18 protein-coding genes are annotated in these 16,203 nt (G+C 72.2%); 7 read left to right on the top strand and 11 right to left on the bottom strand.

Going from position 1 to position 16,203, the window contains the following annotated elements; all coding sequences use genetic code 11:
- Window positions 1-101 precede the first annotated feature (101 nt).
- Window positions 102-503, top strand: coding sequence for a winged helix-turn-helix transcriptional regulator (locus ACIQVL_RS09695; protein WP_403474946.1), 402 nt, complete (start codon window positions 102-104; stop codon window positions 501-503).
- Between the two features lie 27 nt (window positions 504-530).
- On the opposite strand, the gene ACIQVL_RS09690 is transcribed toward ACIQVL_RS09695, so the two are convergent.
- The 5 genes from ACIQVL_RS09690 to ACIQVL_RS09670 all read right to left on the bottom strand — a co-directional run bounded on the left by ACIQVL_RS09690 (window position 531) and on the right by ACIQVL_RS09670 (window position 4,180).
- On the bottom strand, window positions 531-953 hold the full coding sequence (locus ACIQVL_RS09690) for an acyl-CoA thioesterase (RefSeq protein WP_403429952.1): 423 nt from the start codon (window positions 951-953) through the stop codon (window positions 531-533).
- A 113-nt stretch (window positions 954-1,066) separates the two neighbouring features.
- Window positions 1,067-1,702, bottom strand: a complete 636-nt coding sequence (locus ACIQVL_RS09685) for a hypothetical protein (RefSeq protein WP_403474945.1) — start codon at window positions 1,700-1,702, stop codon at window positions 1,067-1,069.
- Between the two features lie 93 nt (window positions 1,703-1,795).
- Complete coding sequence (locus tag ACIQVL_RS09680) at window positions 1,796-2,395, bottom strand: histidine phosphatase family protein (protein WP_403429948.1); 600 nt, start codon at window positions 2,393-2,395, stop codon at window positions 1,796-1,798.
- Window positions 2,396-2,398: 3 nt separating this feature from the next.
- Complete coding sequence (locus tag ACIQVL_RS09675) at window positions 2,399-2,929, bottom strand: hypothetical protein (protein ID WP_403429947.1); 531 nt, start codon at window positions 2,927-2,929, stop codon at window positions 2,399-2,401.
- 42 nt (window positions 2,930-2,971) lie between these two features.
- A complete protein-coding gene (locus tag ACIQVL_RS09670) occupies window positions 2,972-4,180 on the bottom strand; it encodes a pyridoxal phosphate-dependent aminotransferase (protein WP_403429945.1) in 1,209 nt (402 codons plus the stop codon).
- An 82-nt stretch (window positions 4,181-4,262) separates the two neighbouring features.
- On the opposite strand from ACIQVL_RS09670, the gene ACIQVL_RS09665 reads away from it, so the two are divergent.
- A complete protein-coding gene (locus ACIQVL_RS09665) occupies window positions 4,263-4,889 on the top strand; it encodes a winged helix-turn-helix transcriptional regulator (RefSeq protein ID WP_403474944.1) in 627 nt (208 codons plus the stop codon).
- A gap of 55 nt (window positions 4,890-4,944) precedes the next feature.
- Here ACIQVL_RS09665 and ACIQVL_RS09660 read toward each other — a convergent pair whose 3' ends face one another.
- The 3 genes from ACIQVL_RS09660 to ACIQVL_RS09650 form a co-directional block, all read right to left on the bottom strand.
- Window positions 4,945-5,772 (bottom strand): hypothetical protein, encoded by an 828-nt coding sequence (locus ACIQVL_RS09660; RefSeq protein WP_403474943.1) that lies wholly within the window; start codon window positions 5,770-5,772, stop codon window positions 4,945-4,947.
- The gene (locus ACIQVL_RS09655; RefSeq protein WP_403429941.1) at window positions 5,772-7,037 is read right to left on the bottom strand and encodes a VWA domain-containing protein; all 1,266 of its coding nucleotides are present in this window, start codon (window positions 7,035-7,037) and stop codon (window positions 5,772-5,774) included. The genes ACIQVL_RS09660 and ACIQVL_RS09655 overlap by 1 nt, the downstream gene beginning before the upstream one ends.
- Window positions 7,038-7,111: 74 nt before the next feature.
- Window positions 7,112-8,617 (bottom strand): IucA/IucC family protein, encoded by a 1,506-nt coding sequence (locus ACIQVL_RS09650; protein ID WP_403429940.1) that lies wholly within the window; start codon window positions 8,615-8,617, stop codon window positions 7,112-7,114.
- Between the two features lie 93 nt (window positions 8,618-8,710).
- Here ACIQVL_RS09650 and ACIQVL_RS09645 point away from each other — a divergent pair, with 93 nt between their 5' ends.
- Window positions 8,711-10,213, top strand: coding sequence for an IucA/IucC family protein (locus ACIQVL_RS09645; protein ID WP_403474942.1), 1,503 nt, complete (start codon window positions 8,711-8,713; stop codon window positions 10,211-10,213).
- Between the two features lie 145 nt (window positions 10,214-10,358).
- On the opposite strand, the gene ACIQVL_RS09640 is transcribed toward ACIQVL_RS09645, so the two are convergent.
- Window positions 10,359-10,859, bottom strand: coding sequence for a helix-turn-helix transcriptional regulator (locus tag ACIQVL_RS09640; RefSeq protein ID WP_403429936.1), 501 nt, complete (start codon window positions 10,857-10,859; stop codon window positions 10,359-10,361).
- Between the two features lie 356 nt (window positions 10,860-11,215).
- Here ACIQVL_RS09640 and ACIQVL_RS09635 point away from each other — a divergent pair, with 356 nt between their 5' ends.
- The 4 genes from ACIQVL_RS09635 to ACIQVL_RS09620 all read left to right on the top strand — a co-directional run bounded on the left by ACIQVL_RS09635 (window position 11,216) and on the right by ACIQVL_RS09620 (window position 13,665).
- Window positions 11,216-11,476, top strand: coding sequence for a non-oxidative hydroxyarylic acid decarboxylases subunit D (locus ACIQVL_RS09635; protein WP_403474941.1), 261 nt, complete (start codon window positions 11,216-11,218; stop codon window positions 11,474-11,476).
- Between the two features lie 150 nt (window positions 11,477-11,626).
- Window positions 11,627-12,259: a UbiX family flavin prenyltransferase gene (locus ACIQVL_RS09630; RefSeq protein ID WP_403429933.1), complete on the top strand. Its 633-nt coding sequence runs from the start codon at window positions 11,627-11,629 to the stop codon at window positions 12,257-12,259.
- A 216-nt stretch (window positions 12,260-12,475) separates the two neighbouring features.
- Entirely contained in the window at window positions 12,476-13,381 is a 906-nt protein-coding gene (locus ACIQVL_RS09625; RefSeq protein WP_403429931.1) for a HipA family kinase, read from the top strand.
- On the top strand, window positions 13,378-13,665 hold the full coding sequence (locus ACIQVL_RS09620) for a SelT/SelW/SelH family protein (RefSeq protein WP_403429929.1): 288 nt from the start codon (window positions 13,378-13,380) through the stop codon (window positions 13,663-13,665). Before ACIQVL_RS09625 ends, ACIQVL_RS09620 begins: the two co-directional genes overlap by 4 nt.
- Before the next feature lie 6 nt (window positions 13,666-13,671).
- Here the strand turns inward: ACIQVL_RS09620 and aceB are convergent, their stop codons facing one another.
- Together aceB and ACIQVL_RS09610 are read right to left on the bottom strand one after the other, a co-directional pair.
- Complete coding sequence (aceB, locus tag ACIQVL_RS09615; RefSeq protein WP_403474940.1) at window positions 13,672-15,294, bottom strand: malate synthase A; 1,623 nt, start codon at window positions 15,292-15,294, stop codon at window positions 13,672-13,674.
- A 185-nt stretch (window positions 15,295-15,479) separates the two neighbouring features.
- Complete coding sequence (locus ACIQVL_RS09610; RefSeq protein WP_403429925.1) at window positions 15,480-16,079, bottom strand: NTP transferase domain-containing protein; 600 nt, start codon at window positions 16,077-16,079, stop codon at window positions 15,480-15,482.
- Window positions 16,080-16,203 lie beyond the last annotated feature (124 nt).

Raw genomic sequence — 16,203 nt, 5'->3', positions numbered from 1 at the left:
CGCCGTGGACATCAACAGGAACCGGTCGTGCGCCAGGTGCACGACTCGTAACGGGGTTCATGGTGAGTGACCATGAGAGGACGGCGTAAGGAGGCAGCTGGATGACCCAGCCGAACAGCGGTGTTACCAGCCAGGTCGTGAACGCGCACGCATGCCCGGTCCGCGAGGTTCTTGACAGGGTGGCCGGCAAATGGAGCGTGCAGATCCTGGTGGCGGCCTCGCGCGGCCCCATCCGCTTCACGGAACTGGAGCGCGGCATCGAGGGCATCAGCCGCCGGATGCTGACCCTCACCCTGCGCAACCTGGAGCGCGACGGCCTGGTGACCCGCACGGTGTACCCGACCGTGCCGCCGCGCGTGGAGTACGAACTCACCCCGGTGGCGCTGGAGTTGCACGAGACCCTGCAGCGGCTGACCGACTGGGCCGGGCACCACCGCCACTACATCGCGCAGTCCCGCGCGGTCTACGACGCCGAGCACCAGCCGGAACTGCTCGACGCGTAGACCGCCGTGCGGACGGCGCGGACCGCGTCAGAGCCCGAACAGCTCCGGCATCGAGGTGAGTTCCTCGAAGATCTCGCGCGGATCGGCGACCAGCTTCCGGGCCTTCAGGTCCAGCAGCCCGCCGACCGCGTCGATCTCCGCGGCCAGAGTGCCGTCCGCCTTGGTGATTTTCTGCAGCACGCGGAACGTTTTGCCGGTGCCCCACTCGAACGCGCAGGTCACGTCGACCTCGTCACCGGCGAGCAGTTCCCGCTTGTAGCGGATGGTCGTCTCCAGCGTCACCGGTCCGACTCCCCGCCCTATCAGCCCGGCCTGGCCGACCCCGGCCGCCCGGAGCAGCGACCAGCGGGCGTGCTCGGCGTAGTTGAGGTACACCGCCTGGTTCAGGTGCCCCTGCACATCGGTCTCGTAGCCACGGACGGTCACCCGGACGGAATACGGTTCGCTCACGGCTTCCCCTTCTCGCGTACGACGTCTCACGTATGACGTCTCGCCTGCGACGTCTCGTGTACGTCGTCTCGTGTACGGCGCACTGATCCTTTGGCGGCATCCTGACACGCCCGTCACACCCGGCGCGGCGATGCCAGCAGATAGCGCGTTCTCGTCCGCGGCTCCGTGTACTCGCCGGTCTGCCAGCCCGCCCGCTCCAGGGTGGCCGCACACGCCCGCAAGGGCTCGCCCTCCGGCGCGTACACGGCGACCGCCTCCGGCTGCGGGGTGGCCCGCACCCGGTACCCGGGGGTGTCCGGACCCTCGGGCGGCTGTCCGCCCGCCTCCAGGGCGAGCGCGGCGGCCCGCACCAGATGCGCCCGCTCCCAGCCGCACGGCCGGTCGGTGGCGCTGTCGGGATTGGTCATCCGGCGCAGCTCCAGCAGCCCCTGCCAGGCGCTGTGCACCTCGCGGACCCGGGCCGGCCCGGCCTCGGCCGCCCCCTCGCCGCCGACGCGCGCGGCGAAGCCCCCGGTCGGCTCGGGCTCCGCCACGGCCCGGGGCTCCGCCGCGGCCGGCGGCTCCGTAACCTCCCGTATCCGGTGCCCGGCCGGCGTCAGGAAGTGCTCGTGCGGCGGGCGCGGGTGCCGGAAGGCGAGCCCGTGCCTCACCAGTGCCGCCAGCTGGGCCTCGGTGCCCCGCAGCCGCCCGGTGACCGGGTCGGCGGCGTCGATGACCCGCTGCTGGGCGGCGGTGGGCGGTCGGGTCACGGTGCACACCTCCCCGGCGTCGAGCGCGGTACTGATCCCGTCTCCGGATCCCTTCTCCGAAGGCTACGGCCGGGCACTGACAACGCGGTCCCGCTATCCGCCGGGCCGGATGTTCCACCCCGCGATCACCGGTCGCTCGTGCTCCGTGCCCAGCCGGCACAGGGTCCCGGTCGCCAGCTGGAACAGGGCCCCGCCGGACGGCGGCAGGCCGAGTCGGCGGGCGGTCAGGACGCGCAGGAAGTGCCCGTGGGCGACCAGCAGGACGACCCCCTCCGTATTGGCGAGGGCCGCCCCGATCTTGGCCAGCACCCGGTCGGCCCGCTCCCCGACCTGCTCCGGGCTCTCCCCGGGATGGTCCGGCGGGCCGGGCGCGACCCCGTCCGTGAACAGGAACCAGCCGGGCCGGGTGCGCTGGATCTCGACGGTGGTCACGCCCTCGTAGCCGCCGTAGTCCCACTCCCGCAGGTCGTCGTCGACCCGGGCGTCGGGCACCCCGATCAGCTCGGCGGTCTCGCGGGCCCGCTGCAGCGGACTGACGAAGGCGGCACCGATGCGGTGCGAGCGGATCAGCGGCTCCAGCCGGCGCGCCTCGTCCCTGCCGTGCTCGGTGAGCGGCACGTCGGTCCACCCGGTATGCCGTCCGGACCGCGACCACTCGGTCTCACCGTGCCGGACGAGAAAGACATCAGCCATACGTCAGAGGCTAAGAGCCCAGCGCTCCAGTTCGGCGAAGTCACGCGCCCGCAGACCGTGCCGGGGATCCACCGGAAGGAGCAGTGCGGGCCCGTCGTGGTGCTCGGCGACATGGCGGACGTCGAGTTCGGTGACCATGTCGTCCACCCACACGAACGGCCGCCCGGCCGCCCACGCCAGGACGGTCCGCGTCTTCCAGTACAGGCCGTCCGGATCCTTCGCGAACAGCTCCGGCCACTCGATGACGGGCAGCTCGGGCAGCCCGACGACCGGCCCGATCATCTCGTTGGCCTGGTGCATCCAGGTGGTGGCCCATGCCAGTTCGTACGGCAGTGCGAGCAGCCGGGCCCCGTGCCCCGGATGCAGCCGCACCCGCAGCCCCCGGCGCAGCGCCCGGGAGCCGGGCCGCTGGCGGGCGGACCAGTTGGCGGGGTGCAGCCGGCGGGTCACGTACCCGCGGTGCCGCAGGAACCGGGCCCGGAAGGGGTTCAGGGGGCCGTCGACGTCGAGGAGGAGCAGAGGCCGCTGGGTCATGAGGACGGCATACCCGGACGGCCGCGGACCACTACCGCACGACTACTGCCGATAGCCGCTCAGGAACCGCCCGATCCGGCCGATCGCCGTCTCCAGGGTCTCCGCGTGGGGCAGGGTGAGGATGCGGAAGTGGTCGGTGGCGGGCCAGTTGAAGCCGGTGCCCTGGACGACCTGGATCTTCTCCTGGAGCAGCAGGTCCAGGACGAACCTCTCGTCGTCGTGGATGGGGTGCATCTTGGGGTCGATGCGGGCGAAGGCGTAGAGGGCGCCCTTCGGCTTGACGCACGAGACGCCGGGGATCTCGTTGAGCTTCTCCCAGGCCACGTTGCGCTGCTCGTACAGCCTGCCGCCGGGGGTGACCAGTTCGCGGACGGACTGGCGGCCGCCGAGCGCGGCCTGGATGGCGTACTGGGCGGGGGCGTTGGCGCACAGCCGCATGGAGGCCAGCATGGTGAGGCCCTCCAGGTAGTCCCTGGCGTGCTGCTTCGGGCCGGTGACCACCAGCCAGCCCGAGCGGAAGCCGGCCACCCGGTAGGTCTTGGACAGGCCGCAGAAGGTGAGGACCACCAGGTCGGGGGCGAGCGCCGCGGTGGAGTGGTGGACGGCGTCGTCGTACAGGATCTGGTCGTAGATCTCGTCCGCGAAGACCATCAGGCCGTGCCGGCGGGCCAGGTCGAGGATGCCCTCCAGGATCTCCCGGGGGTAGACCGCGCCGGTCGGGTTGTTCGGGTTGATGATCACGACGGCCTTGGTGCGGTCCGTGATCTTGGACTCCATGTCGGCCAGGTCCGGGTACCAGTCGGCCTGCTCGTCGCAGAGGTAGTGCACCGCCTTGCCGCCGGCGAGGGTGGTCACCGCGGTCCAGAGCGGGAAGTCCGGGGCCGGGATGAGGATCTCGTCGCCGTCCTCGACGAGCGCCTGCACGGCCATGGAGACCAGCTCCGAGACGCCGTTGCCGAGGAACACGTCGTCGACGCCCACCTCCAGGCCCAGCGTCTGGTAGCGCCCGGCCACCGCCCGGCGGGCGGAGAGGATGCCCCGCGAGTCGGTGTAGCCGTGTGCCTGCGGAAGCATCCGGATCATGTCCTGGAGGATCTCCTCCGGCGCCTCGAAACCGAACAGCGCCGGATTGCCGGTGTTCAGGCGCAGCACGCTGTGGCCCGCCTCCTCCAGCGCGTTGGCGTGCTCGATCACCGGTCCGCGGATCTCGTAACAGACCTCGCTGAGCTTGTTGGACTGCCGGAACTCCATTGCGCCCCTCCGGAAACTCGTGTTGCTTGGTTTTACCAAGTGGGAGCTTGGAAAGTCCAACATCTTGTCTAGACTGCGTCGCATGCCACCTCGCCGAAGCTACGACCAGTACTGTTCCGCGGCCCGCGCCCTCGACGTCGTCGGCGACCGCTGGACCCTGCTGATCGTCCGGGAGCTGCTCGCCGGTCCGCGCCGCTACACGGACCTGCACGCGGATCTGCCGGGGGTCAGCACGGACGTCCTCGCCTCCCGGCTGAAGGACATGGAGCGGGACGGTCTCGCGACCAGGCGGCGGCTGCCTCCGCCGGGGGCGGCATACGTCTACGAACTCACCACGCGGGGGCGGGAGCTGCTCCCGGTGCTGCAGGCGCTGGGCAAGTGGGGCGAGCCCGAACTGGGCGAGCGCCGGCCCACCGACGCGGTACGCGCCCACTGGTTCGCGCTGCCGCTGCTGCGGGCCCTGGCGGGCGAGGGGCTCGTCGAAGTCCGGCTGGGGGAGGGGGACTTCCACCTGCGCGTCGGAGCGGAGGACGGCCCGGTGTACGGCGACGGCCCGGCACCGGCCGAACCCGACGCCCGGCTCGTGCTCGACGCCGGGACGGGTACCGCCCTGGCCCGGGGCGAGTTGGGGCTGGTGGAGGCGGTACGGGACGGACGGGTGACGGTGACCGGGGACGGGGCGCTGGCCAAGGAGCTGCGGGACGCCTGAAAACGGCGACTGGGCCGCCGCGAACGGGGGCCCAGTCACCGGAATCCGTGTCGGATCACATGCCCGGCGGCACACTCCTCGGCCGGCCCGACCCCCGGGTCAGCGCGTACCCGCCGATCCCCGCCAGCGCGGCCAGCACGCCGCCGATCCCGGTCCACACCCAGCGGTCGCTCCACCAGCCGGAGGACCAGCCGTCGTCGGGCTCGATGCTGGACAGCACCGCCGACCTCGTGGACGAGGAGCTGTCGTCGGACGCGGAACTGCTGTCGCCCGAGGAGGACTTGACCGCGATCCCCGGCACCAGCGGCTCGGCCAGCGAGCCGTCCACCGCCGCCGAGCCGCCGATGTCCTTGGAGTCCACCTTCACCTCGGCGCTCACCGGCTGGCCGAGGTCGGCCGAGGTCAGGTCCACCACCGTCAGCCGGATGTAGTACGTGCCGGGCAGCGGGTCGTCGGCCCACGGCTCCGACCAGGCGCGCACGGTGCGCATCACGCACGCCAGCTCCACCGAGGCGGCGCCCTGCGCGGCCGTGCGGGTCTGCGCGCCGTACTGGCAGGCCTGCCGGCGCCGCAGCCCGTCGTACACGTCGAGCTGCCAGGTCTGCCCGGCGTGCGAGTCAGGCAGCTTCACCGTCGCCCTGACGTCGGGTCGCTGGCCGGCGTCGGCCGGGAAGGACCAGTACAGGTAGTCGCCCGTCGACCCGCTGGCCGTCGCCTGCTGTCCCTGGTCGATCTCGGCCGCGGTACGGAAGGACGTGCCCGCCTGGGTGGGCGCGCCGCTGTCCTGCGAGGCGCTGGGGGAGGGGGAGGAATCCGCGGCCGCCGGTCCCGCCGCCAGCCCAACCACCAGCAGGGCGGCACTCAACACACGTGTGATCGACATCAGTTGGTCCTCCAGACCGCGACCCGCCAGCGCGACACCCAGCCCCACAGCAGACCCGCGAGGAAGCCGGTCAGCACCAGCGCGCCGAGCAGCCACCAGCCGCGGCCCAGACCGAAGGAGGCGACGTCGCTCGCCTTCGACGGCCCGTCCACCACGTCCACCGTCAGCTCCACCGGCAGACCGGGGCTGGTCTTCACCCCGGACGCGGCCGAGAAGGAGTTGGTCACCTGGAGGCAGACGGTCTCCGGGGTGGTGTCCTCGTCGTCGTCGCTCTCCGCCTTCGGGTATCGCAGCCCGGTCGAGATGACGTCCGTACGCCCGAGGCCCGACGCCTCGCCGCGCACGATCTCCCGCCCGTGCACGGTCACCGCGCGCAGCAGCACGCCGTAGTCGGCGTTGACGGCCCGGTCGGCCGCGACGCTCACCGAAGCGCGCAGCTCCTGGCCGGGGTTGACGTCCACCTTGTACCAGCGCTGCTGCCCGAACTCCTCGCGGTCGGTGAACAGCCCCGACTTCAGCGCGGGCGCGGACGAGCACTGGTCCGTCCCCTCGGTGGCCACCGGCGTGACCACGGGGTCCGCCGCCCGGTCCACCAACTGGCCGACCCGGTCGGTCAGTTCCTCCTTGTGCTGGACGGAGGTGTAGGTGCCACCGGTCGCGTCCGCGATGCAGCTGAGCTGGTCGCGGGTCTTGGCGTCCGGCACCAGGCCGAGGGTGTCGATGGTCAGCCCGACGCCCTTGGCGGCGATCTCGCGGGCCACCTCGCACGGGTCCAGCGGCTGGCAGGTGTCCTCGCCGTCGCTGATCAGGACGATCCGGCGGGTCCCGGCACCGCCCTGGAGGTCGTCGGCCGCCTTGAGCAGCGCGGGGCCGATCGGCGTCCAGCCGGTCGGCGAGAGGGTGGCGACGGCGGTCTTCGCCTCGGTGCGGTCCAGCGTGCCGACCGGGTACAGCTGCGCGGTGTCCTTGCAGCCCTCCTTGCGGTCGTTGCCGCGGTAGTTGGCGCCCAGGGTGCGGATGCCGAGCTGGACCCCCTCGGGCGTCGCGTCCAGCACCTCGTTGAACGCCTGCTTGGCCGCGGCCATGCGCGTCCCGCCGTCGATGTCCGCCGTCCGCATGGAACCGCTGACGTCCAGTACGAGCTCCACCTTGGGAGCGGCCTGTTCGGTCTCGTCGGCGACCGCATGGCCGGGGAACGCGATCCCGGCCGCCAGGGCGGCGAGCAGAGCACAGACTCCTGCCGCCGGCCGATGTGTTCTGATCATCGGCGGATCCTATTGATCAAAGGCGCCGGGCTCCAAAACGAGGTCCGGACCGCTGAAAGAGAGTGACCGGCAGGTCAACGGAGGGCGGCGAGCGGGTTCGGCAGGGTCGTCCACTGGTCCCCGGGCACCTCAGGGGAGAGCCGCATCAGGGTCAGCGCCTTGGTGGGCAGCGGTCCTTCGCGGAGTGCCGTCAGGTCGGCAGTGGCGGGCAGGTGCCGAACGGCCGCCTCCAGAGCCGCCGCCAGGGCCGGTCCCGAACCCGCGGTGCCCGCGAGGGCGCCCGCGACCAGGGAGCCGAACAGCTTGCGGCGCAGGGTCGTCTCGTCGTCCGTCACCAGGCGGCCCGTCAGACCGGGCGGGGTGATGCCGTGGCGGCGGAGGCGGGCCGGACTGAGCCGGATGTCGGCCAGGTCGCGGTAGACCAGGCGCAGCGGGGCGCCGGTCCCGGAGAGCACGACCAGGAGGTTCTGGCCGTGTGCCTCCAGGGCCACGCCCAGGTCCAGCAGCCGCAGCCCCACCGTCAGCGCGAGCCGGGTGAACTCGGCCAGCCAGGACGGCGATGCGGCGAGCGCGGTGGTGGCCAGCGCGGCCACCGGGAGGACCCGCTCGCCCGGTGCCGCGTACGCCTGCGGCGACTCGCGCAGCAGCGCCGCCAGGTCGGGGGAGCCGGCGGTCACCGCGCCCAGCGTGCGGGTGATGTGCAGGAGCCCGTCCGCGCGGTCCGCCAGGCCGGTGGCGAACGCCGACAACGTCGACGCCGCGCCCACCGAGTACGCCGATATGTCCCGCACGGACGAGGTCAGCCGGGCACTGAGCGCGGTCTTCACGTGTGTCTCGTCGGCAAGGGCGAGTGTGCGCAGGGACATCAGCGGGTGCGCGTCCTGCCAGGGCCCGGCCGAGCCGCCCTTGAGGACGTGGGCGTGCTGCCAGGGGTGCACCGGAATCAACAGACGTTCCCCGTCCCGGAGTTCGTCCGGCCAGTCACCGGTCAGCAGACAGTCCCCGGCCGCGACCGGGACCGTCTCCAGCGGTACGACCGGCCGGTGCTCCGGCCCGTACGCGAGCTGTTCCGCCGCCGAGAAGCCGGGCCGGGAGCGGCAGTTGGGGTGGAAGGGATGCCCGTCGACGACCCGCTGCTCCCACTCCCAGTCGCGGTCCGCCCACTCCTTCGGCGAAACCTCCCGATCGGCCCGGGAGAGCGCCAGCGAGGCGGCACTGTTCGCCAGTTCGGCCGCGAGCCCGGCCGAGTGCGGCCACCCCAGATCCGTCATCAGCCGCGCCGGATCGTCGTACGCCACCCCGTCCAGACGTACCGCGGTCACGTACGCGTCCGTGGCGTACGGATCCGCCCGCGGCCCGTGCAGCGCCCGCCCGTCGGCCAGCCGCACGGCGAGGCTGTGCGCGCCGCGCACCCGGTGGGCCACCCACGGCAGCGGCTCGTGCGCCAGCGCCCGCCACAGCCGGGTCAGCACCGCCGCCCGCGCACCGGGCAACTCGGCCGTGTACCGGCCGACGAGGTCCGGCCGCACCTCGGCCAGCTCCGCGGCCAGCCGGGTCTCGATGGGGGAGGGACGGTGCACGGGAGGGCTCCTCGGGGACGGGTACGACGGTCATGATGGCCGGTGACGAGCGACATACTGATCAGGAACGGACTGTGTGGACGTAGCGAACGAATGGAACGCGTGGATCTCATGACCCTCAGCGACGCGGTCGGCGCACGCGCCGACGCGTATGCTGCCGCGCCCCTGCTCAACTGCCTGCTGCGGGAGGTGGCCCGGCCGCTCCCGGACGCCGGGGAAGGGCCGTGGCGGGTCCACCGGCTGCCCGGCGGCGGACGGCTGCTGCGGGTGCGCGGCGAACGTCGGCCGACCGCGCCCGAGGTGTACGCGGACGGCACCTGGCACCGGCTGGGCCACGCCGAACTCGTGAAACTCGTCGCCGAGGAACTGCGCACCCACACCGGGCTGTCCAACGGCGACCTGCCGGCCGAGATGCTCGACAGCCGGGACACGGTCGCCGCGCTGCTCACGGCACGCGCGCGGGCGACGGCGCCCGACGACCCGTACCTGCGCTCGGAGCAGTCCCTCATCACCGGCCATCCCTACCACCCCGCACCCAAGGCGCGCGGCGGCGGCCCGGTCACCGGCTGGCTGCCGTACGCGCCCGAGGCGCACGCCCGGTTCCCGCTGCTGCTGCTCGCGGTCCGGGAGGACGAGGTGGTGGAGGAGGGCGACACGGCCGCGCTGGACGCCCTGGCCGCCGTACCGCCTGGCTACCGGCTGCTGCCCGCCCACCCCTGGCAGCTCGACCTGGTCGGCCGCGACCTCGCCCCGGCTTTCGCCGACGGCCGGCTGCTGCGTCTCGGCGAGACCGGCTTCACGGCCTGGCCGACGGCCGCGATCCGCACCGTGTACGAGCCGGAGCGGGACCTCTTCCTGAAGTTCAGCCTGGACGTCCGGATCACCAACGACATCCGCCGCCTCTGGGCCCACGACCTGAGGAAACTGGGCCGTACCAACGCGGCCGTCAGCGCCGCGTTCCGGGCCATGGGCGGGCCCGCGGGCTGGCTCGGCGACCGCGGCTACCGCACCGCCCGCTTCGCCTTCGAGGAACTCGCCGTACTGGTCCGGGACGGGCTGCGCGGGCCGCTGCTGCCGGGGGCCACCCCGCTGCTCGCCGCCGGGCTGGTCGAGGGCTTCGACGGCGATCCGCTGGCCGCGGCGGCGGACCCCGGCGCCTGGTGGGAGGCGTATCTGCGGGCGGTCGTACCCCCGGCCCTGACCGCCTTCGCCGAGCACGGCGTCGTCCTCGAAGCGCATCTGCAGAACACCCTGGTCGCCGTCGACGCCGGCGGCACGCCGGTGCAGGCGCTGTACCGGGACGCCGAAGGGGTCAAGCTGCGGGCCGACGTGGACCGGGCCGCCGGGTGGGAGCGGCTGGTGTACTGCCTCGTCGTCAACCACCTGACCGAGGTCGCCGCCGCGCTCGCCGAGCGGCACCCCGGGTTCGACCCGTGGCCCGCGGCCCGGCGGGAACTGGCCCGGCAGCCGCTCCCGGAGGCGGCCGGGCTGCTGGCCTCCCCCACCCTGCCCGGCAAGACCAACCTCCTGCTGCGCTGGACCGGCGCGGACGGGGCCGACGCACGCTATCTGCCGTTGCCGAACCCCCTGGCCTGAAACCGGCGGAGCGGCAGGGGCGCCGACCGACGAAATCAGCCGGTGAAAGACGCCCTCGCCGTCGGTCTCACCGGCCACGCCCCCTGGCTGCCTTCGGGCCCGGCGAGATCAGGCAGGACGCCCCTCCGCCTTGCGATCGCACGCGTCACAAGCCGCCGGGCCCGCTCTCCGGGCGGACGGCGGTGCTTTCGCGACTTTGCCCCGCGGCGTGCGACCGGTAGGCGGTGGGGGTTTCGCCGGTGTGGTGCTTGAAGAACTTCGAGAAGGTGGTGGGGGAGGGGAAGCCGAGTCGTCCGGCGACTGCCGAGGTCGGCAGCTCGGTGTGGACGAGGAGGCGCCTGGCTTCCAGGACGATCCGGTCGTCCAGGTACCGCTTGGCGCTGTGTCCCGTCGCCGCGATGCAGGCGCGGGTGAGCGTCCGCGGGCTGTACCCGAGCGCCCGGGCGTAGTCGGCGACCGTGTGGCTCTCGGCGAGGTCGCGCTCGACCGCCGCGTGGAACGCGCGGAACGCTTCGCCGGTCCTGGACGCACCCCGCTCGCGGACGTACAGGTGTGAGAGCCGCAGCACCAGCGCCGCCAGCAGATGCCGGACGAGTTCGATCTGCGCGTCCAGCCGCAGCGTGCCGGTCTCCTTGTACGCCTCCATGAGCAGCTGGAGCGTCCGCTGGACCGGCTCGGCCTCCCCCCGGGAGGGCAGCAGCGTGCCCCACGGAAAGGGTGGGTCGATGCCGGCCGCGGCGATGGTGGCCGGGTCGAGGAAGCCGAGCTGGAAGAGGATCAGGGTGCCCTGCGCACCCTCCAGCCCCTCCTTAGTCGGACAACCCCGGCACCGGCGCCAAGCTCATCATCGACGCCACCACCCCGGCCAGGCCCGACAACCGCGGCAACTACGGCAACCAGGTACACGACCTGCCCGAGACGGGCGAGTGGCTCACCAAGCTGCAGCAGCTCGCCAAGCAGTGACCACCGGCCCCCTGAAATCCGAACGGAGGTCCCGCCACCATGGCCACCAGGACCACGGAGAACGTCACACCCGCCGACTGCCCGCGCTGCGGCCACGACAAGCTGGACCGGATCCACACCTCCCCCGTCGCCGGGGTCTGGGAGATCTACGGCTGCCGGCAGTGCATGTACACCTGGCGCACCTCCGAGCCTGCCCGCCGCACCCGGCGCGACGCCTACCCGGACAGCTTCAAGATGACCATCGACGACATCCGCAACGCGGTCGAGCTTCCCGTCGTCCCCCCGCTGCGGCAGCCCTGAACAGGCGGGACCCGGGAGAGCGAGGTGAAGCCGCCGGTCGAGTGACCACCAGGATTTGGCGGTCACCGGGCGAGGTAGCGATGAGCGTGTGAGCCGGCCCGGTGAGTCGCAGGCGAGCGCCCGTCCGGCGAGCCACGAAAGGGGATCATCGTGACCCAGCAGAACGTGACGGTCGCCGTCACGGGCGCGGGTGGCACCGGGGTGGCCAGGACTTTGCTCGGCGCACTTCAGCGGGACGACCGGGTCGGCCATGTCGACCTGCTGGTGTCGGCCAACGGGGCCAAACTCGTGGCCTTCGAATTCAAGACCGGAGACGATCCGGACGCGGTGGTCCAGGCACTGGAGGCGACGTCGCCGAAGGTTCGCTTCCTGGATCCGGCCGACATGTCCGGGCCGGTGACCAGCGGCAGCTACCCGAGCGACACAATGATCATCCTGCCGTGTGCGGCCGGTGTCCTCGGGCGCATCGCTCACGGGCAGGCGGAGAGCCTCGTCGAGCGAGCTGCGGACGTGATGCTGAAGCAGCGGCGCCGGCTCGTCCTCTGCCTGCGCGAAGCGCCGCTGAACCTCATCCACCTGCGCAACATGGTGGCCGTCACCGAGGCGGGAGCCACCGTGTACCCCATGATCCCCACGTACTACAACGTGCCCGAGACACTCGCCCAGTTGCGGGACGAGTTCGTCGAGCGGGTGCTGCAATTCGTGGGGCTGCCCGGCACGGACCGTTACCAGTGGGACGGCAGTGACACCGCGGCGCGACGCGAACACGACCGAACGGGGTGAGGACCGCACGGGGTGGGAGATGTCACGAGGAACGGCGCGGGCGCTCTTTTCGCCGGTCATCACGCTCGGTTACTATGCTCACTTCATGCCGGGGGCCGGAAGCAACGGGCACGCCGCCATCGACGAGCTGCCTGGAGGAGACGGGAGGACCAGGGCCCTGCCCTCGTCGTCCTCCGCTGTCGACTGCACGGCTGGAACGCTGAATGGCCTGGGGAAATGCTGAGAGAAGTCATCGCAACCCGCTACCTCACCTCCCTGCGTGAGGGCGGCTCGCTCCCAGGGCTCGTCGAGGCCGACGACCTGGGGACGTACGTCGTCAAGTTCACCGGCTCCGCGCAGGGCCGGCAGGCACTGGTCGCCGAGGTGATCGTGGGGGAGCTGGCGCGGGCCCTGGGACTGCGGTTTCCCGAGCTGGTCCTGGTGCACTTCGACCCGGCGGTCGCGGGGCACGAGCCGCACCAGGAGGTACGCGAGCTGCACGCGGCCAGCGCCGGGGTGAACCTCGGGATGGACTTCCTGCCCGGCGCCAAGGACTTCACTCCGGAGATCGCCGAGGTCTTCCCGGTGGACCCGCTGGAGGCCGGCCGGATCATCTGGCTGGACGCGCTCACCGTCAATGTCGACCGTACGGTGCACAGCTCCAACCTCATGGTCTGGCCGACCTTCGGCATCGCACCCCCGCGCCTGTGGCTCATCGACCACGGTGCCGCGCTCGTCTTCCACCATCGCTGGGACACCTCGGCACCGGAGAAGGCGTACGACTTCCGTCATCACGCCCTCGGCCGGTACGGCCCCGACACCCGGGCCGCCGACGCCGAACTCGCGCCCAGGGTGACCGAGCAGCTGCTCCGGGACGTCCTCGCCGAGGTCCCGGACGCCTGGCTCACCGACTTCGGCACGCCCGACGAGATGCGCGAGGCCTATGTCGGCTACCTGCTGGCCCGGGCGCGGGCCTCCGCCGAGTGGCTCCCCACCGACTTCCCGGGCCGCGACCAGCTCGCGGCCGAGGAGGCCGCCCGCACGGCCAGGACCCGGCAGGGACGCCCGGCCTGGCTGCAGCGGGTTCCCGACCTGCACGGCAAGCCCGCGGCCCAACAGGACTGGTCGGTGCACCTCGGATGACTGACGGCCGGCGCGTCGAGATCGAGTACTGCACCCAGTGCCGCTGGCTGCCGCGGGCGGCCTGGCTGGCGCAGGAGCTGCTGACCACCTTCGAGACCGAGCTGACGGAGCTGGCGCTGAAGCCGGGCAGGGGCGGCGTCTTCGTCGTGCGGGTCGGTGACGAGGTGGTGTGGGACCGGCGTGAACAGGGCTTCCCGGAGCCGACGGCCGTGAAGCAGGCCGTACGCGACCGAGTGGCCCCGGGGAGGTCCCTGGGCCACTCGGACAAGGCTGCGCAGGACTAGGCCAGGTCAGCCGCGCAGCTGCTGGTACGCGGGCAGGGTCAGGAAGTCCGCGTAGTTCTCGTCGAGGGCGACGGTGAGCAGCAGGTCGTGGGCCTGCTGCCAGTGGCCGGCCGCGAACGCCTCGGCGCCGATCTCCGCGCGGACGGCGTCGAGTTCCTCGGCGGCGATCCTGCGGGCCAGCTCCGGCGTGGCCTTCTCGCCGTTCTCGAACTCGACACCGGCGTTGATCCACTGCCAGATCTGCGAGCGCGAGATCTCCGCGGTGGCCGCGTCCTCCATGAGGTTGAAGATGGCCACCGCGCCGAGCCCGCGCAGCCACGCCTCGATGTAACGGATGCCCACCTGCACGGCGTTGACCAGACCGGCGTAGGTCGGCTTCGCCTCCAGCGAGTCGACCGCGATCAGGTCGGCGGCCTCGACGTGGACGTCCTCGCGCAGCCGGTCCTTCTGGTTCGGCCGGTCGCCGAGGACCCGGTCGAAGGACTCCATGGCGATCGGGACCAGGTCGGGGTGCGCGACCCAGGAGCCGTCGAAACCGTCGTTCGCCTCGCGGTCCTTGTCGGCGCGAACCTTCTCGAAGGCGACCTTGTTGACCTCGGCGTCCCGGCGGGACGGGATGAAGGCCGCCATGCCGCCGATCGCGTGCGCGCCGCGCTTGTGGCAGGTGCGGACGAGGAGTTCGGTGTACGCCCGCATGAACGGGGCCGTCATGGTGACCGCGTTGCGGTCCGGGAGGACGAACCGGGGCCCGCCGTCACGGAAGTTCTTGACGATGGAGAAGAGGTAGTCCCAGCGCCCGGCGTTCAACCCCGAGGCGTGGTCGCGGAGTTCGTAGAGGATCTCCTCCATCTCGTACGCGGCCGTGATCGTCTCGATCAGCACGGTGGCGCGGACGGTGCCCTGCGGGATGCCGACGTATTCCTGCGCGAAGACGAACACGTCGTTCCAGAGCCGGGCTTCGAGGTACGACTCGGTCTTCGGGAGGTAGAAGTACGGTCCCTTGCCGAGATCGAGCAGCCGCTGCGCGTTGTGGAAGAAGTAGAGCCCGAAGTCGACGAAGGCGCCGGGCACCTGCTCGCCGTCGACCTCGACGTGCCGCTCGTTCAGGTGCCAGCCGCGCGGCCGCATGACGACCGTCGCCAGTTCCTCGTCGGGGCGCAGGGCGTACGACTTGCCGCTCGCCGGGTCCGTGAAGTCGATGGTCCGGGTGTAGGCGTCCATGAGGTTCAGCTGGCCCAGGACGACGTTCTCCCAGGTCGGGGCGGAGGCGTCCTCGAAGTCGGCGAGCCAGATCCGGGCGCCCGAGTTGAGGGCGTTGATGGTCATCTTGCGGTCGGTGGGACCGGTGATCTCGACCCGGCGGTCGTTCAGCGCCGCGGGGGAGGGGGCCACCTTCCAGGAGTCGTCCGCGCGGACGGCGGCGGTCTCCGGCAGGAAGTCCAGGGTCGAGGTGCGGGCGATCTCGGCGCGGCGCTCGGCGCGGCGGGCGAGGAGTTCGGCACGGCGCGGCGAGAACCGCCGGTGCAGCTCGGCCACGAAGGCGAGCGCCGCGTCGGTGAGGACCTCCTCCTGCCGGGGCAGGGGTGCGGCGTCGACAATGGCCGGCGGAGACGGCGCTGGTGCGGACATGAGCTGTCACTTCCTTCAGCGGTGGCACCGGGTGCCAGTCGTTCCGGGTAGAGCGAAGCGCATCCGATCCGGGGGACCGGTGCTTCTGAACAGTGGATACTAGTTTCCTCATCGTGGAAGTTCAATGGTTTGTTGATGTCGAGATTCTCCGGGTCGAGCGAAGGTGGCGCTCAGTGCCACCCCGTTCACTCAAGGTGGCCCAGGTCCGCTTCCGTGTCGATGTCGTACGGCTCGGCCACGTCCCCGCACTCGACGAGCGTGATCGCCTCCTCGTGGGCCCTGAGGTAGGCGCGGGCGCCCCGGTCCCCGGTCGCGGTCGCGGCGATCCCCGCCCAGTGGGCCGAGCCGAACAGGACGGGATGGCCGCGCACCCCGTCGTACGCCGCCGACACCAGTGACTCCTCGTCCCGGTACCCGCCGAGCACCCGCGCCACCGCCGCGTCCCCGATCCCGGGCTGGTCCACGAGTGACACCAGGGCGGCCCGCACCCCCGCCCCGGCGAGCGACTCCAGCCCCACCCGCAGCGAGGACCCCATGCCCTCGGCCCAGTCCGGGTTCTCCACGACCACGCAGGCCCCGAGTTCGGCCCGTTCCCGCACCTCGTCCGCGCGGGCCCCCAGGACCACGTGCACCGGCCCGCAGCCGCCCGCCCGCAGTACCCCGGCCGCGTGCTCCACCAGCGGCCGCCCCCGGTGCGTCAGGAGCGCCTTGGGCCGCCCGCCGAGCCGTCTGCCACCGCCGGCGGCGAGCAGCAGCCCGGCGATCTGGTCATGCGTGTCCGTCATGCGTCCTGCATACCCGACGCCGGAGCGGGCGGCCGGTTCCGAAGGGCTGAAATTCGGTCCGCGCTGTAGCGCTTTCCGCGCGGGAGGGCGTTTACTGACCCGCGTCCCCGGGCGCCCGACCATC

The organism is Streptomyces sp. NPDC090499 (assembly GCF_044769305.1).
Taxonomy (GTDB): domain Bacteria; phylum Actinomycetota; class Actinomycetes; order Streptomycetales; family Streptomycetaceae; genus Streptomyces.
The sequence above is the reverse complement of the archived record's forward strand: the minus strand, read 5'-3'. Positions and strand labels throughout refer to the sequence as shown.